This window comes from Lamprobacter modestohalophilus (assembly GCF_016583905.1).
In the GTDB taxonomy this organism is placed as follows: Bacteria; Pseudomonadota; Gammaproteobacteria; order Chromatiales; family Chromatiaceae; genus Lamprobacter; species Lamprobacter modestohalophilus.
The window spans coordinates 23,258-48,628 of record NZ_NRRY01000040.1; the positions used below are offsets into that span (position 1 = coordinate 23,258).

At 62.6% G+C, this 25,371-nt stretch carries 21 protein-coding genes; 8 read left to right on the forward strand and 13 right to left on the reverse strand.

Features of this window, described 5'->3' with window-relative positions; genetic code table 11:
- Positions 1-73: 73 nt before the first annotated feature.
- The 8 genes from rseP to rpsB all read right to left on the reverse strand — a co-directional run bounded on the left by rseP (position 74) and on the right by rpsB (position 7,337).
- The gene (gene rseP, locus CKO42_RS18880) at positions 74-1,438 is read right to left on the reverse strand and encodes an RIP metalloprotease RseP (RefSeq protein ID WP_200247434.1); all 1,365 of its coding nucleotides are present in this window, start codon (positions 1,436-1,438) and stop codon (positions 74-76) included.
- A 6-nt stretch (positions 1,439-1,444) separates the two neighbouring features.
- Positions 1,445-2,632 carry a 1-deoxy-D-xylulose-5-phosphate reductoisomerase gene (gene ispC / locus CKO42_RS18885; protein ID WP_200247436.1) on the reverse strand — a complete coding sequence of 396 codons (1,188 nt, stop codon included), beginning with the start codon at positions 2,630-2,632 and terminating at the stop codon, positions 1,445-1,447.
- A 13-nt stretch (positions 2,633-2,645) separates the two neighbouring features.
- Positions 2,646-3,500 (reverse strand): phosphatidate cytidylyltransferase, encoded by an 855-nt coding sequence (locus CKO42_RS18890; protein ID WP_200247439.1) that lies wholly within the window; start codon positions 3,498-3,500, stop codon positions 2,646-2,648.
- Positions 3,490-4,266 carry a polyprenyl diphosphate synthase gene (gene uppS, locus CKO42_RS18895; RefSeq protein WP_200247442.1) on the reverse strand — a complete coding sequence of 259 codons (777 nt, stop codon included), beginning with the start codon at positions 4,264-4,266 and terminating at the stop codon, positions 3,490-3,492. The genes CKO42_RS18890 and uppS overlap by 11 nt, the downstream gene beginning before the upstream one ends.
- Before the next feature lie 56 nt (positions 4,267-4,322).
- On the reverse strand, positions 4,323-4,880 hold the full coding sequence (gene frr / locus CKO42_RS18900; RefSeq protein WP_200247444.1) for a ribosome recycling factor: 558 nt from the start codon (positions 4,878-4,880) through the stop codon (positions 4,323-4,325).
- Complete coding sequence (gene pyrH, locus CKO42_RS18905; protein WP_200247446.1) at positions 4,877-5,605, reverse strand: UMP kinase; 729 nt, start codon at positions 5,603-5,605, stop codon at positions 4,877-4,879. The genes frr and pyrH overlap by 4 nt, the downstream gene beginning before the upstream one ends.
- Positions 5,606-5,640: 35 nt before the next feature.
- Positions 5,641-6,528: a translation elongation factor Ts gene (gene tsf, locus CKO42_RS18910; RefSeq protein ID WP_200247448.1), complete on the reverse strand. Its 888-nt coding sequence runs from the start codon at positions 6,526-6,528 to the stop codon at positions 5,641-5,643.
- A gap of 80 nt (positions 6,529-6,608) precedes the next feature.
- A complete protein-coding gene (gene rpsB / locus CKO42_RS18915; protein WP_200247478.1) occupies positions 6,609-7,337 on the reverse strand; it encodes a 30S ribosomal protein S2 in 729 nt (242 codons plus the stop codon).
- Between the two features lie 340 nt (positions 7,338-7,677).
- Here rpsB and map point away from each other — a divergent pair, with 340 nt between their 5' ends.
- The 3 genes from map (at position 7,678) to CKO42_RS18930 (ending at position 11,952) form a co-directional block, all read left to right on the forward strand.
- The gene (map, locus tag CKO42_RS18920; RefSeq protein WP_200247450.1) at positions 7,678-8,541 is read left to right on the forward strand and encodes a type I methionyl aminopeptidase; all 864 of its coding nucleotides are present in this window, start codon (positions 7,678-7,680) and stop codon (positions 8,539-8,541) included.
- Complete coding sequence (glnD, locus tag CKO42_RS18925) at positions 8,538-11,204, forward strand: [protein-PII] uridylyltransferase (RefSeq protein WP_200247452.1); 2,667 nt, start codon at positions 8,538-8,540, stop codon at positions 11,202-11,204. Before map ends, glnD begins: the two co-directional genes overlap by 4 nt.
- 70 nt (positions 11,205-11,274) lie before the next feature.
- Positions 11,275-11,952 (forward strand): hypothetical protein, encoded by a 678-nt coding sequence (locus tag CKO42_RS18930; RefSeq protein WP_200247454.1) that lies wholly within the window; start codon positions 11,275-11,277, stop codon positions 11,950-11,952.
- Between the two features lie 4 nt (positions 11,953-11,956).
- On the opposite strand, the gene CKO42_RS18935 is transcribed toward CKO42_RS18930, so the two are convergent.
- The gene (locus CKO42_RS18935; protein WP_420844332.1) at positions 11,957-12,325 is read right to left on the reverse strand and encodes a VOC family protein; all 369 of its coding nucleotides are present in this window, start codon (positions 12,323-12,325) and stop codon (positions 11,957-11,959) included.
- A gap of 254 nt (positions 12,326-12,579) precedes the next feature.
- On the opposite strand from CKO42_RS18935, the gene dapC reads away from it, so the two are divergent.
- From dapC to dapE, 4 genes are all read left to right on the forward strand, one after another.
- A complete protein-coding gene (gene dapC / locus CKO42_RS18940; protein WP_200247480.1) occupies positions 12,580-13,776 on the forward strand; it encodes a succinyldiaminopimelate transaminase in 1,197 nt (398 codons plus the stop codon).
- Positions 13,777-14,020: 244 nt separating this feature from the next.
- Positions 14,021-14,854, forward strand: coding sequence for a 2,3,4,5-tetrahydropyridine-2,6-dicarboxylate N-succinyltransferase (dapD, locus tag CKO42_RS18945; protein WP_200247458.1), 834 nt, complete (start codon positions 14,021-14,023; stop codon positions 14,852-14,854).
- A gap of 48 nt (positions 14,855-14,902) precedes the next feature.
- A complete protein-coding gene (locus CKO42_RS18950; protein ID WP_338034955.1) occupies positions 14,903-15,256 on the forward strand; it encodes an ArsC family reductase in 354 nt (117 codons plus the stop codon).
- A gap of 59 nt (positions 15,257-15,315) precedes the next feature.
- The gene (dapE, locus tag CKO42_RS18955) at positions 15,316-16,473 is read left to right on the forward strand and encodes a succinyl-diaminopimelate desuccinylase (protein ID WP_200247460.1); all 1,158 of its coding nucleotides are present in this window, start codon (positions 15,316-15,318) and stop codon (positions 16,471-16,473) included.
- A 23-nt stretch (positions 16,474-16,496) separates the two neighbouring features.
- On the opposite strand, the gene CKO42_RS18960 is transcribed toward dapE, so the two are convergent.
- Together CKO42_RS18960 and CKO42_RS18965 are read right to left on the reverse strand one after the other, a co-directional pair.
- Complete coding sequence (locus CKO42_RS18960) at positions 16,497-17,261, reverse strand: ParA family protein (protein ID WP_200247462.1); 765 nt, start codon at positions 17,259-17,261, stop codon at positions 16,497-16,499.
- Positions 17,258-19,180, reverse strand: coding sequence for a CHAD domain-containing protein (locus tag CKO42_RS18965; protein ID WP_200247464.1), 1,923 nt, complete (start codon positions 19,178-19,180; stop codon positions 17,258-17,260). The genes CKO42_RS18960 and CKO42_RS18965 overlap by 4 nt, the downstream gene beginning before the upstream one ends.
- Positions 19,181-19,582: 402 nt before the next feature.
- Here CKO42_RS18965 and tal point away from each other — a divergent pair, with 402 nt between their 5' ends.
- Entirely contained in the window at positions 19,583-20,551 is a 969-nt protein-coding gene (gene tal, locus CKO42_RS18970; protein WP_420844331.1) for a transaldolase, read from the forward strand.
- A gap of 28 nt (positions 20,552-20,579) precedes the next feature.
- Here tal and CKO42_RS18975 read toward each other — a convergent pair whose 3' ends face one another.
- Positions 20,580-23,753 (reverse strand): efflux RND transporter permease subunit, encoded by a 3,174-nt coding sequence (locus tag CKO42_RS18975; RefSeq protein ID WP_200247468.1) that lies wholly within the window; start codon positions 23,751-23,753, stop codon positions 20,580-20,582.
- Positions 23,754-23,799: 46 nt separating this feature from the next.
- The gene (locus tag CKO42_RS18980) at positions 23,800-24,918 is read right to left on the reverse strand and encodes an efflux RND transporter periplasmic adaptor subunit (protein WP_200247470.1); all 1,119 of its coding nucleotides are present in this window, start codon (positions 24,916-24,918) and stop codon (positions 23,800-23,802) included.
- Between the last annotated feature and the right edge of the window lie 453 nt (positions 24,919-25,371).

Here is a 25,371-nt window from a genome sequence, read left to right on the forward strand (position 1 = left end):
TGACCCAACGCCTGCAAAGCGCTCGAGTATAAGGGATTTACCCAAATCAGCCCAGCGAGATCACACCGCGGGATCAACTCAGGAATCGTGCGATGTCGACGTAGAAGGCCAGCGCCATCAGGGAGATCAGCAACGCAATGCCGATGCGTTGGCCCTGCTCCTGCACCGCGTCGGACAAGGGACGGCCGATCACGCCTTCAATCGCGAAGTAGAGGAGATGACCGCCATCGAGCACCGGGATAGGGAACAGGTTGATCAAGCCGAGACTCACGCTCAACAAGGCGAGGAACTGAACGAACGAAGACAAACCGTAGCTTGCGGTCTGGCCCGCTGCATTGGCGATACCGATGGGACTGCTGATGTTCTCGACCGAAGCCGTGCCGACCAGCATCTTACCGACGATCTGCAAGGTCAAGACCGACACGTCGACCACCCGCCGCGCGGCCTGGCCAATGGCCTCGACGGGTCCGTAAGAGACCCAGACCTCTTGCTCGTCGAGCAGCTCGTCGGGAAACTGGACACCCGCGCCGATACGCCCACTCTGCTCACCGTCGACCTCGACCGACCGTGGGCGGATCGAGAGCATCAAACGCTCTGCCCCGCGCTGGATCGAGAGACGCAAGACCTGATCAGGGTGCGCCTGCACCGTCTCGACCAGCTCCTGCCAATCGCCAATCTCGACGCCATCGACTTGCAGAACCCGATCGCCGACTTTCAGCCCCGCCTCCGCTGCCGGCTCGCCGGGAATCAGCTCACCGATGACTGCGGGAATCAACGGTGATGCGCGTTGCAGACCAATCGCATCGAGAAAGCCCTGGCCAGGCTCGAGATCGGCTAGCAGATCGCCGTTCAGGATATGAACCTGTTCGCTGCCATCGGGGCGCTGGACCCGGATGTTAAGGTCGTCCCCGCCGATCCCCTCGGACAGGGTTGTGAGCCAGACTGAACTCCAAGTCGGCGTCGGACGATCGCCAACCTCGAGCACGAGATCGCCGGGCTCAAAGCCGGCCTCAGCAGCGATACTCTCCGGCGCCACCTCCCCAATCTCTGGCTTCAGACCCGACTGCCCGGCCATGAAGAGGAGCCAATAGAGCAGGAAAGCGAACAGAAAGTTGAACGCTGGGCCAGCGACCACGATGGCCGAGCGTATCCACAGCTTTTGCCGGTTGAAGGCCTGTGCCAGCTCCGCCTCGGGGACAGGCTCTTCTCGCTCGTCGAGCATCTTAACGTAACCACCGGCCGGTATCGCCGCGATCACGTACTCGGTCGGATCGTCGCGCCGGCGCCAGGTGAGCAGCGGACGCCCGAAGCCGATCGAGAACCGCAGAACCTTGACACCGAGCCGACGAGCGACCCAGAAGTGCCCGAATTCGTGCACGGTCACCAGGACAATGATGGCAACCAGGAAGGCACCGAGTTTGAGGAGAAGATCTAGCATCGTGGCTTAAGCGACCATCTCGAGTAGGCGTTGTTCCGCGAGCTCCCGCGCTCGAGCATCGACTGACAACACCTGCTCTAGGCCATTCGCGCCAACAGGCTCGGACGGCAGCTGGTCCATGGTGCGCTCGACCAGCGTCGCGATCTGGGTAAAGCCGATCCGCTCGGCGAGAAAGGCAGCCACCGCAACCTCATTGGCGGCGTTCAGCACAACAGGAGCGGTGCCACCCTCGCCCGCGGCCCGGTACGCCAACGCCAGACAGGGGAAACGATCCAGCGCCGGCGGTTCAAAATCAAGCTGAGCGGTCATAAACAGGTCCAACGGCTCGACCCCCGAGACCATGCGCTCAGGCCAGGCTAGGGCGTGCGCAATCGGCGTTCGCATGTCCGGGTTTCCGAGCTGGGCCAAGACCGAGCCGTCGGAATACTGAACCATCGAGTGGATCACGCTTTGCGGATGCACCACGACCTGGATCTTGTCCGCTGAGGTATTGAACAGCCAGCAGGCCTCGATGATCTCTAGGCCTTTATTCATCATGGTCGCGGAATCCACCGAGATCTTGCGCCCCATCTGCCAGTTCGGATGGGCACAGGCCTGATCCGGTGTTACCGCCGCCAGCGACTCCGGCGCAGCATCACGGAACGGCCCGCCCGAGGCAGTCAGCAGGATGCGCTCGACGCCGCACTGGCCGAGCCCGTCGGCAAAGCTCGGCGGCATGCACTGAAAGATGGCGTTATGCTCGCTGTCAATCGGTAGCAACAGGGCGTTGCTCTCCGCCACGGCCCGCATCATGATCTCACCGGCCACCACGAGCGCCTCCTTGTTCGCCAGCAAGACACGCTTACCAGCACGGGTCGCCGCCAGGGTCGACTGCAGACCCGCCGCCCCAACGATGGCCGCCATCACGTAATCGGCCTCGGGCAATGCGGCGATGGTGTCCAACGACTCGGCACCCGCAAGCACCTCGGGGGGCCGAGACATGTCCGCGAGCCGCTCACGCAACGCGACTGCGGCCGAGGGATCAACCATCACCGCATAGTCAGGCTCTACGCGACGGCATTGCTCGGCCATGCGCTCGACGTTGCGGTGCGCACTCAGCGCCACCACCCGAAAGCGGCCAGGGTGCCGAAGCACCACATCGAGGGTGCTAACGCCAATGGAGCCGGTCGAACCGAGCACCGTGATACCGATCATAGCCTCTCCTCCGTCATTGCCCGCCGATGAGCCAGATATAGCCTAGCGCAAAGATCGGAGCCGCTGCTGTCAGACTGTCGATGCGATCCAGTATGCCGCCATGGCCGGGCAATAGGGAGCCGGCATCCTTGATCCCACGCCGCCGCTTCAACAAGCTCTCGAACAGATCGCCAACCACCGACATCACTGCGGTCAGGACGCAGATCAGCAGCAGGAGCAGCGTCTTCGCTGCAGCCAAGCCAAGCAGAATCGCAACGAACCCACCCCAGACAACCGCGGCAGCCAAGCCGGCATAGACGCCAGCGCGTGTCTTGCCCGGGCTGAGCAGTACAGACAACTTCACCCGGCCGAAATGCCGCCCACCGAAATAGGCAGCCGAATCCGCGATCCAGATCAGCATCAGCAAACCCAGCGCAACGCCCGGGCCGTTGTCTGGGAGTCGGTGCAGCTGCACCAACGCCAGCCAAGGCGCCACCAACACCAATAGACCCAGCAGCAACAGCACCGGCTCGATCTGCGTTGGCTGGTCGATGCGCTCAATCGAGACCAGTCGCACCGAGAGCACCAGCCACCAGAGTGCGGCAGCGGCCAGGATAAAGATATCGAACAGCGTGGCCGCAGCCAGCCAGAGGAGCACCAGGCAGGCCAGCGCCAGCGCCACATAGCCAGCGCGCACCGCCCGCGCATCAAACCCCGCCAGCGCCGACCATTCCCAAGCGCCCATGGCGACAAACAGCGCCATCAGCAGCGCCACCCAAGCCGTGGGCAACAGCAGCACGCCGACCATCACCAAGGGCGCCAGCAGGAGCGCGGTCAAAACCCGAGCACGCAACGCAGGCGTCCACCAACCAACGTGATCAGGCGCCATAGACTTCGGCCAGTTCAGTGACCTGTTCGCTGGTGAGGCCGAAGCGCCGCTGACGACGCCCGAAATCCTTGAGTGCGGCGCCAAAGGCATCGGCATCAAACTCGGGCCACATCAGATCTGAGAAATAAAATTCAGCATAGGCCGACTGCCACAACAGAAAGTTGCTGATGCGCTTCTCGCCGCCGGTGCGAATGAAGAGATCGGGCTCCGGCAATCCAGCCGTACAGAGGTGAGACTCGATGCGCTTCTCATCGATCGCGTCCGGCTCAAGTCGCCCAGCAGACACCTCTCGGGCCAGGGCGCGGACCGACTGCGCAATATCCCAGCGGCCGCCATAGTTCGCGGCAACCTGAAGCAGCAAGGCATCGCCTTCGCAGGTCGCCACCTCGGCGGCAGCCAGCTGACGTTGCAGCCTATCCGAGAACGCAGATAGATCGCCAATGAAGCGGAGCTTCACGCCGTGCTCAGCCAGGCGACTCACCTCAGCCCTCAGGGTACTCATGAAGAGCTCGAGCAAGGTGCTGACCTCAGACTTTGGCCGCCGCCAATTCTCGCTGCTAAATGCGAACAGGGTGAGGATCTTCACGCCGCTGCGCAGGCTCTGTTCGACCACAGCACGAACACTCTTAGCCCCAGCGCGGTGGCCCTGAGTCCGGGGCAAGCCACGTTGCCGCGCCCATCGCCCGTTGCCATCCATGATGATGGCAACATGGTGAGGCACCTTGAACGGGACTCCTTCAGGATCGACGACGGGCGCTAGGATCATCAGTGATCAGCGAGCTTCACAAGGCAGCAACGAGAGATGCGGAACATGTGCCGCAATCAAATCGCCATCAGATCCTGCTCTTTCTCCTCCAAAATCTGATCGACCTCTTTAACGAACTGATCGGTCAGTTTTTGAACAATCTCTTGTCCGCGCCGCTCGTCATCTTCGGAGATCAGCTTCTCCTTAACCAGCTCCTTCAGCTCATGATTCGCATCGCGGCGAATGTTACGCACCGCAACACGTGCCTGTTCCGCTTCTCCCCGAGCGATGCGCTGTAAGTCGCGACGCCGCTCTTCTGTCAGCGAAGGCATCGGCACACGGATCACAGTGCCAGCGCTGTTCGGGTTGACGCCGAGGTCCGACTGGATGATGGCCTTCTCAACCGCTTGCACCATGTTCCGCTCCCAGGGCGTCACGGTCAGCGTGCGTGCGTCCTCAACGGCGACGTTCGCGACCTGATTGATGGGCACGTCAGAGCCGTAGTAGCTCACCTTTAGGTGATCCAGCAGCGACGGATGGGCGCGTCCGGTACGGATCTTCGCGAGTTCGTGACGCAATGCCTCAGCACTCTTAGACATCCGATCTGCTGCGTCTTTCTTGATGTCGTCGATCATTGTTCGTTCCCAGTCACCACCAGCGAGCCAATATCCTCACCCGCCGCCACTCGGGCAAGCGCGCCGGCCTCGTAAATGTTCAAGATGCGCAGCGGGATCCCATTGTCGCGGCAGAGGACGATGGCCGTTGTGTCCATCACCTTAAGCCGTTCAGCGATAGCCTGATCATAGGTCAATCGCTTGTAGAAGGTTGCGTTCGGATTCGTCATCGGGTCGTCAGAGAAGACGCCATCGACCTTCGTCGCCTTGACCAGAAGATCAGCCCCGATCTCAACCGCTCGCAGGCTTGCGGCTGAGTCAGTCGTGAAGAAGGGATTGCCTGTGCCGGCTGCAAAGATGGTCACGAGGCCTTTCTCTAGATGCCGCAACGCACGACGGCGGATATAGTCTTCACAAACCTGATTGACCTTCAGTGCCGACATCACTCGGGTTGGGACCGAGCGGCGCTCGAGCGCATCCTGCATCGCGAGCGCATTCATCAGCGTCGCCAACATCCCCATGTGATCACCGGTCACGCGGTCCATGCCCTCAGCCGCGAGGGCCGCGCCACGAAAGATGTTTCCGCCGCCGATGACCAGCGCCAGCTGTAACCCTTGGCGCGCTAGATCGGCAATATCGTCCGCGAGACGTCCCAACAATTTCGGGTCGATACCACAGGACTCGTCGCCGAGCAGCGCCTCGCCGCTCAGCTTTAACAAGATACGCCGATAGGGTGTCTGCGGCACGATCCGATCCTTAAGCGTTGGGTTGACGGCGAGCCCTAGACCTGAGCCGCCTGGGCCTTCACCTCATCAGCGAAGTTTTCGACCTTCTTCTCGACACCCTCGCCGACCTCCATGCGCGCGAACCGCTTGATCTCGGCACCACGCGCCTTGAGCAGATCGCCGACTTGGGTATCGGGGTCCTTGACGAAGGCCTGGCCGAGCAGGGTCACCTCTTCGAGGTATTTCCGCATCCGCCCTTCAGTGATCTTATCGATGATGTTGGCCGGCTTGCCACTCTCGAGGGCCTGAGCCTGGAAGATCTCGCGCTCCTTTGCAAGCGCATCCGCCGGAACCTGTTCGGCCGAGACGCAAAGCGGGCTCGATGCCGCGATGTGCATCGCGATATCGCGACCAAGGGCCTCATCGCCACCGAGCATCTCGACCAACACGGCGATACGCACGCCATGCTTGTAGCTGTACAGGCCGCCTTCGGGGGCATCGAAACGCTGCATGCGACGCACCGCCACATTCTCGCCGATCTTGGCGATCAACGCCTGCCGCGCCTCTTCGACGGTCTCTCCGGAGCCGCCGACCAACGGCTGAGCTGCGAGTGCGACTTCATCCGTCACGCCGCTGGTCAGCGCAGTCTTGGCGACCGCAGCAGCAAACCCAGCAAAATTCTCGTCCTTAGCTACAAAGTCGGTCTCGCTATTGACCTCGACGACGACAGCGGTGCTGCCGTCGTCAGCGATGCGAAGCTCCGCGACACCGTCAGCGGCAACCCGCCCGGCCTTCTTCGCAGCCTTTGCCTGCCCCGACTTGCGCATCGCCTCAATAGCAGCCTCGATATCGCCATTCGTTTCGACCAACGCCTTTTTGCATTCCATCATGCCGGCGCCGGTACGCTCGCGCAGCTCCTTGACCAGTGCGGCTGAAATCGCCATGAGTCACTCCAACAAAATTGATTGAAGCCCGAGACAGTCGCGCAGCGCGCTCGGGCAAGATTCGATCTGAATCCGATCGCTCAGCCTGCAGCGGCAGCCTCGGGCTCTTCGGCAAGATCGCGACCACCGGCCATCGCCGCTGCCGTCTGACGTCCGTCGAGGATGGCTGAGGCAGCGCCTTCGATATAGAGGCGGACGGCACGGATCGCGTCGTCGTTGCCAGGGATCACATAGTCGACCTGGCTCGGATCGTTGTTGGTATCGACAACGCCGACCACCGGCACGCCAAGCTTGTTGGCCTCGTTGACGGCGATCTTCTCGTGACCGACGTCGACCACGAACAACGCATCCGGCAGACCGTTCATATTCTTGATGCCGCCCAGGCTCAGCTCGAGCTTGTCTAGCTCGCGGCGTAGGGTCAGCTGCTCCTTCTTACCGAAACGCTCGATGCTGCCGTCTTCGAACATCACCTCGAGCTCTTTGAGCCGCGCGATCGACTGCTTGACGGTCTTGAAGTTGGTCAGCATGCCGCCGAGCCAACGATGATTCACATAGGGCATATTGCAGCGCGTCGCTTCCTCACGGATCGCGTCTTGCGCCGCCCGCTTGGTGCCGACGAACAGGACCTTGCCACCGTTCGCCGCAAGCTTGCCTAGATAACCCATCGCCTCCTGATAGAGCGGCAGGGTGCGCTCCAGGTTGACGATGTGGATCTTGTTCCGCTGCCCAAAGATGTAGGCCGCCATCTTCGGATTCCAGTAGCGGGTCTGATGGCCGAAATGGACACCGGCCTGCAGCATGTCCCGCATCGATACGTCGCTCATGAACCTGTACTCGTGTTGGGTTGGGCCTCCACGCACCCCATAATGCAACCCCTTGCGAGGCACCCAGCATCATGTGTCGGCACGTGTGTGGCGTAGTTTGCTTGTCGCGCCCGCTGAGCCTTGGCCCTTGACCTTAACCGCCGGCAGCGACATCTCTGTGTGTGAAAAATGCGGAGAACGGAACGGAGGTTGATTACCCGACGTTGATTGCCCGACTCCGCCGCGTCTTATACCATGGCGGGTTTGATCGTCGCAAACCACAGCGACGTCGAGCAGACCTTCGTCGTTCGTCACCAGTATTCTCTGTCGCGGGACCTTTTGCCCTATGAGTGTTGCCATCAAGAGCGCCGAGGAAATCGAAAAGATGCGGGTTGCGGGCCGGCTGGCAGCATCCGTGCTCGAGATGATCGAGCCACACGTCGTGCCCGGCGTCACCACCGATGAACTCGACCGTATCTGCCACGCGTTCATCGTCAACCAGCTCGATGCGATTCCGGCGCCGCTCCACTACCGCGGCTTCCCTCGCTCGATCTGCACCTCGGTCAACAACCAGGTTTGCCACGGCATTCCCGGCAACAAGCGCCTGAAGAAGGGCGATATCGTCAACATCGATATCACCGTCATCAAAGACGGCTACCACGGCGACACCAGCAAGATGTTCTACGTTGGCGAGCCGACGGTGCTGGCCCGAAGACTGGTCGAGATCACCCAACAGGCGATGCGTATCGGCATCACCGCAGCCAGGCCGGGCGCCACACTTGGCGACATCGGTCATGCGATCCAGACCTTTGTCGAGCGTCATCGCTTCTCGGTGGTGCGCGAGTACTGCGGTCATGGCATCGGACGCGAATTCCACGAAGAGCCGCAGGTGCTCCATTACGGCAAGCCAGGCGACGGGCTCCGGCTGCAGGCGGGCATGTGCTTCACCATCGAGCCGATGGTCAATGCCGGCAAACGCCAGGTCAAACTCCTCCCCGATGGCTGGACCGTGGTGACCAAGGATCGCGCCCTCTCGGCACAGTGGGAGCACACCATCCTGATCACCGACGACGGCCACGAGGTCTTAACGCTGCGCCAGGAAGAGCTGGCGCAGGCCGCCGGGTCAGACGCCGAGCAAGGCCCCGAGCAGGCGGCCGAAACAGCCACGGGCAGCGCAACGCCGGTTCAGCTGCGCACAGGCACCGGATGAGAACCGAGGGCACGCCTGGATTCGACCTGCTAGAGCGCGAGGCCGAGCTACTCAGCGCCGATCCCGGCAGCGCCCTGAAGGGGTTTCGGCAGACCCTCAAGGAGGCTCGTGAGGGCCTGTTCGAGAGCTACGCACAAGGGGCTCCGGTCGGCCAACTGCTCGCCGCGCGCTCCGCGCTGGTCGACATGGTGCTGCGCTGCGCTTGGCAGCGCCTCATGCCAGCGCCCGACCTGGGCGCCCTGATCGCCGTTGGTGGCTACGGCCGCGCGGAACTGCATCCGGCATCCGACATCGACCTCTTGATCCTCGTCGACGAGGATTCGCTCGAGTCTCTGCAAGGTCCGCTCACCGAGCTGGTGACCTTCCTCTGGGATATCGGTGTCGAGCTCGGCCATTCGGTCCGGAACCTGTCGGAATGTGCTGCCGCCGCGGCCGATGATCTGACGGTCATCAGCAATCTGATCGAGGCCCGCTTTATCACCGGACGCTTCGCGCTCTTCGACCAGCTGCAGTCGGCCATCGCGCCGGATCAACTCTGGCCCACCGACCGCTTCTTCGAGGCCAAGATCGAAGAGCAGCACAAGCGTTGGCGGCGCTACGGGGAGACCGCCTACAACCTCGAACCGAACATCAAGGAGAACCCAGGCGGGCTGCGCGACATCCAGATGATCTCTTGGGTGACCAAGCGTCACTTCGGATCAGACTCGTTGCATGAGCTGGTCGAGCATGGCTTCCTGACCGAGAGCGAGCATCTCGCCCTAATCGAAGGCCGCGCCCTGCTGTGGCGGATTCGCTTTGCGCTGCATCGGCTCACCGGCCGTCACGAAGACCGGCTGCTGTTCGACTATCAGCGCACCCTCGCCGACCAATTCGGCTACCGTGACCACAGCGACAATCTCGCCGTGGAGCAGTTCATGCAGCAGTACTATCGTACGGTGATGGAGCTGAACCGACTCAATGAGATGCTGCTGCAACTGTTCCGCGAAGCGATCTTGCTGCAGGATCGCATCGGCCCGCCGGAGCCCATCAATCGCCGTTTCCAAAGCCGCGGCGGTTACCTCGAGGTCACCCACGAGCGCGTCTTTCAACAGCGCCCGATCGCGCTGCTCGAGGTCTTCCATCTGCTGCAGCTGCGCCCGAGCTTACGCGGCGTGCGCGCCTCGACCATTCGCTTGATTCGCGAAAACCGGCATCGCATCGACGACGACTTTCGGGAAGACGTTCGCGCACGCAGCCTGTTCATGGAGATCCTGCGCCATCCGAGCGGGGTCACCCAAACACTGCGGCGCATGAACCGCTACGGCGTGCTCGCCACCTACATCCCAGCGTTCGCCAATATCGTCGGGCGCATGCAGTACGACCTCTTCCACGTCTATACCGTCGACGAGCACACCTTGCGCGTGCTGCGCAATCTGCGCCGCTTCACGGTGCCCGAGCACGACAACGAGCTGCCGCTGTGTAGCGCCGTGGCGAGGCGAGTACCAAAGCTCGAGATCCTCTATCTCGCCGGCCTCTTCCACGACATCGGCAAGGGCCGCGGCGGCGATCATTCACTGCTCGGCGCGCATGACGCCTGGGACTTCTGCCAACTGCATTATCTCAGCGAATTCGATAGCCGGCTGGTCGCCTGGCTGGTCGAGCACCATCTGCTGATGTCGGTCACGGCGCAGCGCAAAGACATCTCAGACCCGGCCGTGATCCAAGCCTTCGCCGAGCAGGTGAGCGATATCAACCGGCTCGACTACCTCTACCTGCTCACGGTCGCCGACGTGCGCGGCACCAACCCGAAGCGCTGGAGCAGTTGGAAAGACGCCTTGCTGCGCGAACTCTATCAAGCCGCTCGGCGCAGCCTTGACCGCGGACTCGACAATCCACAGGCACAGGATGTGCTGATCGAGCAAAAGCAGATCGAGGCCATGCGCATCCTCGCCCGTCAGGGCGTCGAGGCCGAGGACTGCCGCAACCTCTGGTTCCGCTTCTCGGTCGACTTCTTTGCACCCAGCCAACCGGAGGAGATCGCCTGGCAAACCAAGCGCATCCTCGACGCCAGCCCCGAAGAGCTGCCGATCGTCAGCCTGCGCCTGTTGCCAAACCGCGGCTGTACCGAGATCTTCATCTACACGCAGGACCGCGAGAGCCTGTTCGTGCAGATCACCGCCCTGCTCGATCAACGCAATCTCGACATCGTCAACGCCCGCATCATGACCACCGACGACGGCATCGCGCTCAACGTCTTCCAAGTGCTCACGCGCGACCATGAGCCCTTGGACGAGGGCGAGCCCAGCGACGATTTGGCAAACGAGCTGCGCCACGAGCTCCAGCAACCGCCAAACGCCGAGCTGCGCGTCAACCGCCGGCTACCGCGTCAACTGCGCTACTTCCCGATCGAGACCCGCATCAGTTTCACCGAGGATGCGACCAATCAACGCACGCTGATGCATCTCACCACGCGTGACCGACCCGGCCTGCTCGCCGAGATCGGCGCCGTGTTTGAAGGCTGTGACATCCAGGTGCAAGGGGCTAAAATCGCCACGGTCGGCGCCGAGGTGGAAGACGTCTTCTTCATTGCCACACGAGATGGAGCCCCGGTGCGCTGCGGGCAGACCCTGAGCTGCCTGCGGCGGGAGGTCCATGACCGCCTTGACCAGACGCCGGGCGGCTAACCTGATTGCTCTTGAAATCCGGCAGACGCATCACAGCTCCTTGACGGTAAAGCCTTTGTCCGGGTTGACCATGTCCATCACACGTCTTCTCACACGCCACCCCATACTCCTGTTCATCGCCCTGTTCTCGAGCGGCGAGAGTGGCGCCGCAGAACGCGAAGATCGATCCGCAAACGCCGATCGCGGAGCGCTATCCGCGCAAAGCGAGACCTTGGAACAGGGCGACACCTCGCAACAAGGCGTCACTCGCCCCCCCTATCAGCCAGTCCCTCAGGCAGCCCCGTATCAGACGAACGGATCAGCACCTTACACCCGAACTGCACCCATGCCGGCACCAAGCTTGGCCATGGATCCGCGGCGGGCGGAGCCGGGCAGCCCGCAGTCCCAGGTGCCGCGTTGGCTCGAGGAGGTTCGCGCTCAGCGGCGCGCCCTGCATGAGCAACGCCGGGCGGCGCATCAAGCGCGCATCGACGCATTCGATCCGATTGGCAGCGCCAAGCGCGATGAGCGCCATGAGCGACAGCGGCGACGCCAAGAAGAGCGGCGCGAGCTGATCGAGAGCGAGCGTCGCCTTTACCTCAATCGCGGCCCTTGGCTCAGCCCATTGGCTCCCAGACCTCCGCCATCAGCCGAGCTCGACCCATTGGCCCGTGGCAGTCTTGAATCCCGCAGCCAGCAGCCGGCCGAGAGTAGTAGTTCCCAAACACCCTCAGACTGGAACAATCTCTGGTATTACAACGGTTGGTGATCAGCTACGGCTGCTCGATCAGCTCAAGCGCATTGGCATCCGGATCACGCGTGAACAGCGCTCGGCGTCCGGAACGACTCAGGCGATAGGGGGTGCCGGCGGCCTCGAGCAAGGCAGCAACCGCATCAAGATCAGCCACCGTCGCGGCGAGATGCCGATCGCGCCCACCATGGTCAGGGCGCGCCTCAACTGGGTCCGGATTCGGCAATTCCAGCAAGTGGATCTGCTGCGCACCAATCTTCAACCAGGCGCCTGGATAACCCAGGTCTGGTCGCCCAGGATCAACCTCGAGCCCCAGCAAGTCGCGATAGAAGCCCAAGGCACGCTCAGTATCGGCGACGATGAGGCTGACGTGGTGGATCGCATGAATCATATGCATCGAAGCCTGTTCTCCAGTGGGTTGTCCTGATTAGCCGAGCCTCACCCTGAATCAATCGCCTGCTCTGCCAGGGTGATGACGCGCCATGAAAGGGTGATGATGCGCCATGAAGATGACGCGCCATGAACCCGAGCGCCGGCGCTCGAGTGGAGCAGATCAGCCCCCTGGCCTATACTGGTGGATTGTTCATCGAAACCTTCTTGCAACGGCCCCGCAGCTTAACATCCGCAGGTCGCCCGCTCGCCGTCATGAATCCAAACCTCAGCCGCTTGCAACCCTATCCATTCGAAAAGCTAGCGGCGCTGATGCGCGCTATCGAGCCGCCGGCCGACATCCCGGCAATCGCGCTCTCGATTGGCGAGCCTAAGCACTCAACGCCATCGTTCATCGCCAATGCGCTGGTCGCACATGTGCACCAGCTCTCCATCTATCCGAGCACGCGTGGGCTGATCGAGCTGCGCCAGGCGATCGCCGACTGGCTCGGTCGCCGCTTCGGGCTCGGCCCCAGCGGCATCGACCCGCAGACCCAGGTGCTCCCGGTCAACGGCACGCGCGAGGCGCTCTTCGCGTTTGCCCAAGCGATCATCGACCCGCGCGAGGATGCGCTGGTGCTGATGCCGAACCCCTTCTACCAAATCTACGAAGGCGCTGCACTGCTCGCGGGTGCCACGCCCCATCTACTCCCCTGCACCGAGGAGACGCACTGGCTGCCCGACCTCGAGTCGATCCCGCAAACGGTTTGGGAGCGATGCCAACTCATCTACATCTGCTCACCCGGCAACCCAACCGGCGCGGTCATGGACCAGGCCCAGCTGATGCGCCTGATCGAACTAGCGCAGCGGCACGACTTCATCATCGCCTCCGATGAATGCTACGCCGAGCTCTATCTTGACGAGGCCAGCCCACCACCCGGCCTGCTGCAGGCCGCCGCAGCGCTCGGCCTCAACGACTATCGCCGCTGCATCTGTTTCCATAGTCTGTCGAAGCGTTCAAATGCGCCTGGATTGCGCTCTGGCTTCGTCGCCGGCGATGCGCAGCTGATCGAGCCGTTCTTCCAATACCGCACCTACCATGGTTGCGCGATGCCGTTGCAACATCAGCAGGCGAGCCTGCTGGCCTGGCAAGATGAGGCGCATGTGATCGAGAATCGGCGCCTCTATCGCGAGAAGTTCGCCGCCGTGACCGCGATTCTGGACGGCGTGCTCGAGTTCAGCACACCACCGGCCGGCTTCTATCTCTGGCCGCGCACGCCGATCCCGGATACCGAGTTCGCGCGCCGTCTGCTGGCCGAGCAACATCTGCGCGTGCTGCCCGGGCGCTTCCTGTCGCGCGCCGACGACCAGGGCGACCCCGGCCTGAACCACATCCGCATGGCACTGGTGCCACCGCTTGACGACTGCATCGAGGCCGCACAGCGCATCCGAGCAGTCTGCGAGCAGCTATGAACAGGTGCGGGACTTAACGGGCCATGCAATAACAGCCACTAATCAAGAAGAACCACAGATAAACACGGATAAACACAAATCAATATGGATAGAAACGGCGAGGATCTGTGTCCATCTGTGTCCATCTGTGGTTCTTAATCTTTGCGGATAAGGCTACGAGGTTTGCCAGAAATGGCCTTAGCACCGCCTTTCCGAGACCACTCTCTCCAACATGCTCTTTTCATCAATCTCCACAGGAGCCTCTATGTCCGACCAACACAGCGAACAACAAGCGATCATCGAGCAGGCCTTCGAGCACCGCGCCGAGATCACCCCGCGCACGGTCGAGACGCGCGTGCGCGATGCCGTCATCGACACCATCGAACGCCTTGATTGCGGCGAACTGCGCGTCGCCCAGCCACACGACGGTGACTGGATGGTCAACGACTGGATCAAGAAGGCGGTGCTGCTCTCGTTCCGCATCGAAGACAATCAGTTCATCAAAGGCGGCTTCACCAACTATTACGACAAGGTGCCCTCGAAGTTCGCCGACGTCAGCTCCAAGGACTTCCGCGACGGTGGCGTGCGCGTGGTACCGCCAGCCACCGCCCGCCGCGGTTCCTATATCGCGCCGAGCTGTGTGCTGATGCCCTCCTACGTCAACATCGGCGCCTATGTCGACTCTGGCACCATGGTCGATACCTGGGCCACGGTTGGCTCCTGCGCGCAGATCGGCAAGAACGTGCATCTGTCCGGCGGCGTCGGCATCGGCGGCGTGCTCGAGCCGATCCAGGCCGCGCCGACCATCATCGAAGACGGCTGCTTCATCGGCGCCCGCTCGGAGATCGTCGAGGGCGTCATCGTCGAGCAGGGCGCGGTGATCTCGATGGGGGTCTACATCGGCCAGAGCACCAAGATCTACCACCGCGAGACCGGCGAGATCACCTACGGCCGAGTGCCCGCCGGCGCCGTCGTCGTCCCCGGCAACCTGCCATCGAAAGACGGCAGCCACAGCCTCTACTGCGCCGTGATCATCAAGCAGGTCGACGAGAAGACCCGCGGCAAGGTCGGCATCAACGAGCTGCTGCGCGATATCTGAGTCCATCCTACCGCCAGCCCACCAGGTTTTTCACCAAGGTCCCGATCCGTGTCCCAGCCAATCAGTCTCTACGGTATTCGCAACTGCGACCGCATGAAAAAGGCGCGCGCCTGGCTCGACGCCCAAGGCATCGCCTACCAGTTCCACGACTACAAGACGCAGGGATTGGACGAGGCGCTGCTGCGCACATGGATCAGCGCGCTTGGCTGGGAGACCCTGATCAACCGCCGTGGCCAGACCTGGCGCAAGCTCGATCCGACGGTGCGCGACGGCATGGACGAGGCCCAAGCCATCCGGGTGATGCTCGACAACCCCTCGATCATCCGCCGCCCGCTGCTCGACACCGGCGAGCAGCGCCACCTCGGCTTCTCCGAGGCCGAGTACGCCGCGATCTTTTGCTGAGCGTCCTTTTCAGTGTCGCCGGCCCGCGATGCGCCGGCTCCAGGTTGATGAGCCCCATGATGTCTTTCGATTCAACTGCAGATTCAACGGTCTCCCCGACCCTCGAACTGGCCCTAGACCTAATCCGCCGCCGCTCGGTCACCCCGGTGGACGCCGGCTGCCAGCCGTTGATGGCCGAGCGGTTGGCAGCGCTCGGTTTCGCCATCGAGCCAATGCGGTTCGGCGAGGTCGATAACCTTTGGGCACGCCGCGGCAGCGACGGCCCGCTGTTCTGTTTTGCCGGCCATACCGATGTGGTGCCACCAGGCCCGCTCACCGACTGGACCTCTGATCCCTTCGCACCCGAGATTCGAGACGGCCTGCTCTATGGCCGCGGCGCCTGCGACATGAAGGGCTCGCTGGCGGCAATGATCACCGCGACCGAGCGCTTCGTCGGCGAGCACCCCGATCATCAAGGCTCGATCGCTTTCTTGATCACCAGCGATGAGGAAGGCCCCTCGATCGACGGCACCCGCCGCGTCGTCGAAGCACTCTCTGCACGCAACGAACGCATCGACTATGCCTTGGTCGGTGAGCCATCCAGCCATCAGCGGCTCGGCGACATCATCAAGAATGGGCGCCGCGGCAGCCTTGGTGGCCGGCTGCGCATCCGCGGCAAGCAAGGCCATGTGGCCTATCCGACACTCGCCGACAACCCTGTGCACCGCGCGGCACCCGCCTTAGCCGAACTCTGCACGGAATGTTGGGATGAGGGCAACGACCACTTCCCCCCAACCAGCTTCCAGATCTCGAATATCCACGCCGGCACCGGCGCCGACAACGTCATCCCTGGCGAGCTAGAGGTTCTGTTCAACCTCCGCTTCTCGACCGAGCAGACGCCGGAGAGGCTCCAACAGCGCATCCACGCCATCCTTGACAGCCACGGCCTCGACCACGAGATCAACTGGCGCGTCTCAGGGCATCCGTTCCTGACCCCAGCAGGCGCCCTGGTCGAAGCCACCCAAGCCGCAATCCTCGCCATCACCGGCAAGCCAACCCAGCTCTCCACTATCGGCGGCACCTCCGACGGCCGCTTCATCGCCCCCACCGGCGCCCAGGTGGTCGAGCTCGGCCCAATCAACGCCACCATCCACAAAGTCAACGAATGCGTCGGCATCGAAGAACTCGACCAGCTCTCCACGATCTACACCGACATCCTGTACCAGCTGCTCGGATAAACACCAAGCCCCTCATTCACCACTCACCACTCACCACTCAAAACTAACTTAACCTCACGCCACAGCGCACGATAAGAACCCACAGCCATCTCACTCGCCGCATAAGCCGTGATCGGCATTCGATGCAGACCCATGCGCTCGATCTCGTCGATCTCCGGGATCGGCGACTGGAGGATCTGGAGGTCTTGTCTAGGAGCGTCCTGCATGATGGTGCGATGCAAGGCCTTGGTCTCATCGACCATCGAGAAGAACGGCAGCAGTTGCGGCGCGCGCCTCGGCATCTTCTCGCGCAGGAAGGCATCGAGCTGCTCGAGGGTGCGGATCGAGAGCGTGCTCGGGATCAGCGGCACCAGCAGCGCATCGGCGACGGCAAAGACATTTTCGGACAGGGTCGAGATGCCGGGCGGACAATCCAGCAGCAGGAGATCGTATTCGCGTCGTAACGGCTTGAGCAGCCGCTCGAGCTGGCGTCTTGGCTTGTCGCTCTGACCCAGCCGAAGATCGAGATGACGATAGGAGAAATCCGCCGGCAGCAGATCGAGCCGCTCGAAATCGGTCCCCTTGATCGCAGCGTCCAGTGCACCCTGGTCCCTGAGCAGCGCCTTGCCACCACCCTTAACCTTGGGCTTGATGCGGAAGAAGAAGCTGGCGGCACCTTGCGGATCTAGGTCCCACACCAGAGTGCGCAGCCCCTCGGCCGCCGCAAGATAAGCCAGATTCACGGCAGTCGTGGTCTTACCAACGCCGCCTTTGATGCTGTAGACAGCAAGCGTCGTGACGAGCTTCACTCTGGCATCCCGCATTTGTCTCGCGCGCTTTCTGCTGATGCGCATAAGTCATGAGTCGCGAACAGGGTCTTGAAGCGCTTGGCGTTCTCGGCACTGTCGAAAGCGGCAAAGACGTCGCTGAAGGTCGCGCGAGCGCTTGCCTGATCGTTTAGAAGTTGGCCAATCAGTGCACCCATTGCCAGCAGGGTCCCGGGCGGAAGCCCGTTCTTGCTGGCATTGGTGCTAGCGCTAGTGACGCTGGGCTTGGCACTGGCATTGGCACCGGCATTGGCGCTAGTACCGGCACTAGCATTGACGCTCGACTCAGCATGCTCGCGCAGGTGCTGTGCCTGCACGGCGGTATCCTGAAATCGTCCCAGGTTATCCAGCAGCAGCTTGGTCTGTTTGATCTGCTCCCGAATCTGATCCCTTGGATACAGGCTCTGGAAAAACTCCATCAGATAGCGGAGTTTCTTGCAGCTCTTGCGCAGCTCATGCAGGGCCTCCGGGGGTGAATCCTCGGTGATCGCCCGGCCCTCCGCGCGCACCCGCTTGAGCATCTTGCGAATGCGCTGATCCGCGACTTGCTTGATCGGCACCGCCGCCTGTTTTGGCAACAGCGCTTGTCCCGGCAACTCAGCATCGCTTGGCAACGGGCCGTGACTCGGGTGTGCCTGTCGCGCTCGAGGGTGGAGATCAACCGCTTCAGCGGTGGGCGCTTTAGAGACCGGCATCTCCGCATCGAGAAAGCGGTGCCAATCTCGTAGCAGGCTGTCGAACGCTGCCGATCCAAGCGCCTGTGAAAGCTGACGCTGGGCCTCGGCATGCAGCCGGACGAGCTGCTCATGCAGCGGCTTCAAGTCGCTGCGCAAGGCGGGTGGCAACCGTCGCTCCATATCTGGAAAATCGAGCAGATAGACATCCAGATCGCGCACCGGCCCGGTGATCTGCTGCAGCCAGGCGAAACGCTGTTTGAAATCAACGACCAATGCCTCTGGAAACACGCCCTTGATCTGACTCAGGGCCGAGCGCGTGCGGCGGGTCGCAACCCGCAGATCATGCAAAAACTCGCTGTCGAGATTCTGGCGTGTGCCCTCGAGATTGGCCTCAAGCGTCTCGAGTAATCCGCGCAGGATCTGTTTCGTCGCCAGATCGGCACGCTGATCGGGCTCGAGCTGCTGATCAAGCTTGGTCGAATAAGCGCCGGGTCGATGACCCGCGGCGAGCAGCGCCTCCTGTGCCAGCGGTTCTTGTGCTAGCGGTTCATCGAGCACGGATAATCCAAGCCGCTTTTCCAGCACCAGCCGCGCCTGCTCGAAGGCCTCCGCGTAGCCCCTAACGGACAGTAATCTCAGCCGACACATCAGGTTTCCGTGGCGGCCAGCATTTGGCTCCCGGAAGTGGTTCTGCTCGACCACCAACCGCACGACGGTCTTCTCATCCTCATTCAACAAGCGCACAAGCGTCTGTTGCGAGATCACCTCCACCATTGGTAGCAGCCGACGCATCTCAAGGAGAGGAGCAAGCCGCTCCCGCACCGGTCCGGCCGGCATCTCATCGAGCAGCCCAGGCTCGGATTCGAGCGGCTGCAGGATCGGTTCAGCATCGGACTCGCTGAGATCGCGCCAGCACAGCGTCGAACGCGCCGGCTGCGCATCCTCAAACAGACTCATCGCTGTATACGGCGACGCCGAGGACTCACTAAAACGCCATTCGAGACTTACACCTGCAACAAACAGCCGCCAGTCGAAGCTGTCAAAAAAGCGGCGACTCAGCGTGACGTCCGGTTCTCGCACAGCAGGGATCAGCTCATCAATCGCATCGATCAGCGCATGCAGCTCAAGCCCAGATGGGACCAAGAGTTCGGCCGTCCCTGAGTTGGTTTGGCGCATCTTGTAAAAGCTCTCGACAGTGGCTTCGATTGAGGCGATGTCAGTCACAGCTCATTCCACCCGGCTGGCTGATCTTTTGGTCCGCTTTCGCGGCTTGCATCACCCGACCGGGTCGCCGGGCTATAGCCCAGGTGCGCCCCCCTGAAGACTGACCAGACCTCGCCTGGCGATGAATCGACAAGCGCCTAAGCCTCACGCAAGCTGGCAGCAGGGCAGTCGAACATTCTAAACCTTAAATATTGTGATCGTTACGCGCAGAGCAAGCGGCCCGATGAGCCGCTCCGTGGCCTCCAGTCTCTTGCTGCCGCCGCCAACACAACCATGTCACAATCGTCATCGAGATCGACTATGGTGTTCGCTCAGGTGAACGCCGAACCACCACTATTCCAGACGAGGTGACTGCGTCAACGACCCTGCCCTGAAGGGCGGCTTTCAACCGGGAGAATTTTGATGAGTAAGCTCGAGCAACTCAAGACCATGACCACCGTGGTTGCCGACACCGGCGACTTCGAGGCCATCGCCGAGTACAAGCCGCAGGATTCGACGACCAATCCGTCACTGCTCTATAAGGCTGCGCAGATGCCGGCCTACCGCCACCTGGTTGAAGACGCGGTGAGTTTTGGCAAGGACAAGGGCAACAACGCCGACGAGCATGCACGCTGGACCATGGACAAGCTCGCCGTCAACTTCGGCGCCGAGATCCTGAAGATCGTGCCCGGACGCGTCTCGACCGAGATCGACGCGCGGCTGTCATTCGACACCAAGGCCACCATCGCCCGCGCCGAGGGACTGATCGACCTTTACGACCAAGTCGGCATCGATGCCCGTCAGCGCGTGCTGTTCAAGATTGCCTCGACCTGGGAGGGAATTCGCGCCGCCGAGTACCTTCAGAAGCAGGGCGTGCATTGCAACCTCACGCTGCTGTTCAGCTTCACCCAGGCCGTCGCCTGTGCCGAGGCCGGCGTGACCCTGATCTCGCCCTTCGTCGGACGCATCCTCGATTGGTACAAGCATGCCGAGAACGTCACAGGCTATCCGGCCGACGAAGACCCCGGGGTCAAATCGGTCACCGAGATCTTCAACTACTACAAGCGCCACGGCTACGAGACCATCGTCATGGGCGCCAGCTTCCGCAGCGCCGATGAGATCCTCGAACTCGCCGGCTGTGACTATCTGACCATCGCGCCGAAGTTCTTGGCCGAGCTTGCCGAGGCCGACGGCCCGGTGCCGCGTAAGCTCAACGCCGAGGCAGCGCGCAGCATGGAGATTCCCAGCGTCAGCTTCGATGAGCCGGGCTTCCGCTGGGGACTGAACGAGGACGCCATGGCAACCGAGAAGCTCTCCGAAGGCATCCGACTGTTCGCTGCCGACACCCACAAGCTCGAGGACTTTACCCGAGAGATCTGCAAGAACTGCTGAGATACAGGTTCCGCTCAGTGCTCAGTGCTCAGCGCACCAGCCGAAGTCGGAGCAGTAGCTGATAGCTCGCCGGAACGAACACCAGCCCGAGCGGCGTGGCGAGGGCAACCCCTCCAGCGATGACGATCGCCAGCGGCGGCCAGAAGTCGCCACCGGAGAACAGGATCAGCGGCAGGAAGCCGCCGACCGTGGTTAGGGTGGTGGAGACGACATGCCGTGTCGAGCCCAACACGCTGTTCACCGTGGCGCTCAGGTTGCCACTGGCGGCCATGGCATCGGCACGGATCGCAGCCAACACGACGATGCTGTCGTTGATCGCGATCCCCATCAGACCAATGCTGCCGAGGACGGGATTGAAGCCCAGCGGATAACCCGAGAGCCAAAGTGCCAACATCCCCAGCGCGATCGAGAGCAGGCCGATCAGCAAGATCAACGCCGCCAGGGTGAAACTGCCAAACGCGAGCACCAGGGTCGCGACCATCAACGCCCCAAGCAGGGGCGCATAGATCAGGAGCAGCGCGATGGCCTCGCCTTGCTCCTCACTGTCACCGGCAAATTCGAGTCGGTAGCCAACAGGGATGGCCAGACCATCGCGCTCGATCTGGCTGCGCAGGGTCTCGGTGACCTCAATCGGCAAGGCGTCGGCGGTGAGCCAGGCCTCGATGATGTTGATGCGCTCGCCATTGCGTCGGGTGATAGTCGGCGCCTCTGGCGTCAGCTCGAGCGGACCGAGCGCAGCCGCTGGAATCCAGTTTGACTGCCCGCCGCTCGCCATCGCGCTCGCCGTCGCGCTCGTGGTTGCGATCGTGGCTGCGGCCGCGGTCGCGCTGCTGCTAAGCAATGGCAAAGCCGCAAGCCGTGCCGGGTCAGCACGTTCAGCATCACCCCAGCGCACACGCACGGGCAGCTGCTCAAGATCCTCGAGCACGCTGCCGCCAATCACGCCATCGAGCGCCGCTCGATACTGGCTCGCGATATCGCCCAAGCCAAGTCCGACAAGGCGGGCATTCTGCTCATTGGCCTGAAGCTCAAGCCTAGGCGTACCACCCGGGATGCTGGCCTTGGTCTCGGTCACTTGCGGCAGCCGGTGCAGGATGCGTCGCAGCTCATCACCGAGCTTTCTTAATTGCTGTGGCTCCGGGCCGATGAGACGCAACGAGATCGGCGCTGCAATCGGTGGACCCTGGCCAAAGGCGCGCACCACGACGCGTAGCTCCGGAAAACGCTCTGGCAATCTGCGCTGGAGGTCAGTGACCAGGCGCTGCGCCTCGGCCGAGCTGGCCGCACGCACGGTGGCGCGCGCATAAGCCGGATTGTTCTCCTCCATGCGCAACTGGTTGTAGTAGACCGGAGGCGAGCTGGCACCCGCAACCCAGAACAGTTGGCGGATCTCACCGCGCTCGCGGATCACTGGCTCGATCGCCCGCATGGCTGCCGCCGTGCGCGTGATCGAGGCATCATCAGAGGCCCAGACCTGAATCTCGAACTGGTCGCGGTCGGAAGGCGGGAAAAATTGCAGACCGAGCTGAGTCGCCGCCCAGAACCCGGCGGCCGGCAGCAGCAGGCTGATGAACGTGGTCAGCCAGGGGCGCCGAAACAAGGCCCTGAGCAAGGCAGAATAGGCCTCCGCAAGCCGGTCGCTTGCAACGCCGTCGCGCCACCAGGCGCGCCCACGGTCCTGCCGAAGGTCTTGCCCAAGGGCGCTTTTGGAGGCACCGCCAGCGAGCGCAGCAAGGGCCGGGATAAGGCTCATCGAGAGGATGAACGAGGTGGCCAGCGCGAGGATCACCGCAGTGGCTAGCGGGCCAACAAAATCGCCGAGGTTTCCTGGTAGAAACAGGATCGGCATGAAACCGATCATGGTGGTGAAGGTGGAGGCCGCCAACGGCGTGAACAGGTGATCAACGGTGCCGCGGACCGCGTCTGGCGCGCTAGCGCCCCCGGCGAGCCGATGGCGAACCTCGTCGGCAACGACGATAGCGCTATCGATCAGCAAGCCGATCGCGATGATCATGCCGAAGATCGTGATCTGATGGATCTGTTGACCAAAGATGTCCAGTCCGAGCAAGGTGATGGCGGCCGAGAGCGGAAGCGCGGAGCCGACAATCAACGCTGAGCGCCAGCCCATGGTCAGGAACACCACCAGCATAACGACGGCAACACCGGCGAGCAGGTTGCCGCCAAGCTCGGCGAGTCGGGCCTGGGTGTAGCCGCTTTGATCGAAGAGGACACCGATCTCGATGCCACCGCCGGCATTGGCATCGCGAAAGGCCTCGACCCGCTTGGTCGCGATTGCGGCCCAGGCCTCAAGATCGAGCACCGCGCGGGTGCGCACACCGATCAGGACGCTTCGCTGGCCATCGGTGGAGGCCATCTGACTCGGTGGCTGCCGCCAGGTCTTGCGCACCTCGGCGAGGTCGCCGACGCTGATCACGCGGCCGTCCTCGGCAAACAAGGGCACCGCGGCAACGCGCTGCGCCGCGTCGAGCTCGCCGGCAACGGCGAGACGCAGTCGGTGAGTCTCGCCGTAGAGGCTACCTGCGGGGTCTTTGACGTCGGCGTTGGCCAAACGCGCGGCGACTTGATCGACGCTCAGACCGGCGGCGCTTAGTTCAGCCGGATCGACCTCGACGCGGATCTCCTCGTCGGGACCACCGAAGAGCAACACCTGCTCGGTGCCCGCCAGGTTGCGCAGGTCCTCCGCGAGTGTTTCCGCGAGACGCTTGAGAACCCCGAGGGGTGGTCGCTGATCGGCGTCAGACGACCAGCTCACCGAGGCGATCAGCGAATAAGCGACCGCGCCGCGGTCGCTGTCGAGCACGGGTGGGCCAGCGCCAGGAGGCAGATTGGCTGCGGCCGCCGATAGCTTGTCGCGGAGCTCGGCGAAGATGCGCTCATTATCCTTCGCCGTCACCGCGTCTTCGAGCTCAACGCCCAGCACCGAGATATCCCCGCTCGAGGTCGAGTCGATGACCTTGACCTCGGGAACCTCGCGCACAGCATCCTCGAGTGGCTTTGTCACCAAGGCCTCAACGCGAGCGGCACTGGCGCCTGGGTAGGGCGTGGCAATGAAGGCGAACCGACTGACGATGCGCGGATCTTCGATCCGCGGCAAGCTGCTCCAGGCCGCGAGGCCGGCGAGCATCAGCAACATCACCACCAGGATCAGCAGGTGGCGGTTTTGCAGCAGCCTAAGTGCCAAAAAACCAGCTGAGCCCCGCGTCGATCCCGATCGCAGTACTGACACTTCAATCAGCCTGGTCCGCACCGAGGCTCGTGCTCTGGACGATGCGAACCCGCTGGCCAGGGACAACCCGATGCAAGCCGGCGGCCACGACAGGATCGTCGGGCTGCAGCGGACCACGGACAAAGGCCCGCTCGCGATCGACGTGCAGCACCTGGACGGGCCGGCTGACCAGGCGCCAGCGTGGCTCGGATGCGCCCGATGACGACGGGGCCATGCCTATATCGACTGTTTCTGACTCGGCTGTTTCTGACTGGTCGGTTTCCGGCTCGGCAACCAGCGCACGCCAAAGTCCGCGGTCGCCCTCACTCAAGGCCGAAAGTGGCAGCCAGTAGCCCTGGGCCTCGACCTGTTTGCGCAACCGCAGCTCGGCCAAGTTGCCAGGCCGTAAGGCCCAGGTTCGCGTTGGGTCGAGCGGCCGTCCATCCGCTCCCGTGCGATCGGAGCCCAAATCATCTGCTTCTTTATCAAAGATCGGATCGAACAGGGCGTCGACGGTGCGGCTCGTGCCAATGCGCAACGGAATGATGGCGCGCAGCCGCGCGTTGACGTCCTCGCCATCGATCTCAAGGCGGTAGTGCTCGCCCGGAAGTAGCGCACCCAGCAGCGGCCCGGCGACGCCAACACGGACCTCAGGTGCCGCTGTTTCCTGCAGTGTCAGCACCGGCTGGCCGGCGCCCAAGACCGTTCCCTCATCGGCCATGCGTTGAACGACAGTGCCGTCGAAGGGCGCGCTGAGCTCGGTCTTAACCAGATCAAGGTCGATACTGGCAATGCGCGCCTTGGCCAGTTGCAACCTCGCACTGGCAGCACGGGCGCCCTCACTCGCCTCGTCCAAGTCTTGGCGGGTGACCGCGCCACCCTTGACCGAATCGCGATAACGCTCGGCGGTAACCTCGGCAAGCGCGAGATCGGCCTCGGCGCTGGCGAGGTCGGCAGAAAGCTCCGCGCGTTTGGCTTGAAGCAGAGTGGGATCGAGCCGTGCAAGCAGATCACCTGCCCGCACGCTGTCCCCCTCCCGGACCCGCACCTCGATGAGCTGGCCAGCGCGTTCGACGCCGAGCTCGGCGGTGCGTCGCGCCTCGACCTGGCCGACAAAGACCTGTTCCAACGGATAGCTCATCTGTTGCTGCACCCGTATGACAGGAACAACCACTGCCGATCGCGCCGGCCGATCTCCGCTGCCTGACGCCTCGTCGGCAGAGGCCGATAGTCTGAAGCCGAGGGCGAGAACAATCGCGAGAACGATGGCGAGTACGAGTGCGGGAGCGATCGTCAGACGGTGATAGAGCGCGCGGCGTGAACGCTGGCATAGCGTTGGCAACGAGTGAATCATCGGCGCGTCGACCTGAAAGCTGAACGCTGCGGGACATCAGCCACGACAACGGCTATCGAGAGGGACATGGGTTTCGTGATTCCGATCTTGGCAGATGGCGCCAGACGAGCGCTCATATATGGTCCGCCCCGCGATGCAAGAGCCACTTGACTGTTCAGCAGAAGGAAACGTTGCGGCCATATATCCGGCGTCGTGATGAGGTGGCGTGATCGCTCCTCGCGCCCTGATGGAATCCGCGCG

Coding starts and splice junctions, on each gene's coding strand:
- CKO42_RS18935 (WP_420844332.1), bottom strand. CDS start 12,325: ATGATTCATGCGATCCACCACGTCAGCCTCATCGTCGCCGATACTGAG.
- ispC (WP_200247436.1), bottom strand. CDS start 2,632: ATGATCGGTATCACGGTGCTCGGTTCGACCGGCTCCATTGGCGTTAGC.
- tsf (WP_200247448.1), bottom strand. CDS start 6,528: ATGGCGATTTCAGCCGCACTGGTCAAGGAGCTGCGCGAGCGTACCGGC.
- tal (WP_420844331.1), top strand. CDS start 19,583: ATGAGTAAGCTCGAGCAACTCAAGACCATGACCACCGTGGTTGCCGAC.
- dapD (WP_200247458.1), top strand. CDS start 14,021: ATGTCCGACCAACACAGCGAACAACAAGCGATCATCGAGCAGGCCTTC.
- CKO42_RS18890 (WP_200247439.1), bottom strand. CDS start 3,500: ATGGCGCCTGATCACGTTGGTTGGTGGACGCCTGCGTTGCGTGCTCGG.
- dapE (WP_200247460.1), top strand. CDS start 15,316: ATGTCTTTCGATTCAACTGCAGATTCAACGGTCTCCCCGACCCTCGAA.
- uppS (WP_200247442.1), bottom strand. CDS start 4,266: ATGATCCTAGCGCCCGTCGTCGATCCTGAAGGAGTCCCGTTCAAGGTG.
- rseP (WP_200247434.1), bottom strand. CDS start 1,438: ATGCTAGATCTTCTCCTCAAACTCGGTGCCTTCCTGGTTGCCATCATT.
- CKO42_RS18930 (WP_200247454.1), top strand. CDS start 11,275: ATGTCCATCACACGTCTTCTCACACGCCACCCCATACTCCTGTTCATC.
- map (WP_200247450.1), top strand. CDS start 7,678: ATGAGTGTTGCCATCAAGAGCGCCGAGGAAATCGAAAAGATGCGGGTT.
- rpsB (WP_200247478.1), bottom strand. CDS start 7,337: ATGCGGGACATGCTGCAGGCCGGTGTCCATTTCGGCCATCAGACCCGC.
- frr (WP_200247444.1), bottom strand. CDS start 4,880: ATGATCGACGACATCAAGAAAGACGCAGCAGATCGGATGTCTAAGAGT.
- glnD (WP_200247452.1), top strand. CDS start 8,538: ATGAGAACCGAGGGCACGCCTGGATTCGACCTGCTAGAGCGCGAGGCC.
- CKO42_RS18980 (WP_200247470.1), bottom strand. CDS start 24,918: ATGAGCTATCCGTTGGAACAGGTCTTTGTCGGCCAGGTCGAGGCGCGA.
- dapC (WP_200247480.1), top strand. CDS start 12,580: ATGAATCCAAACCTCAGCCGCTTGCAACCCTATCCATTCGAAAAGCTA.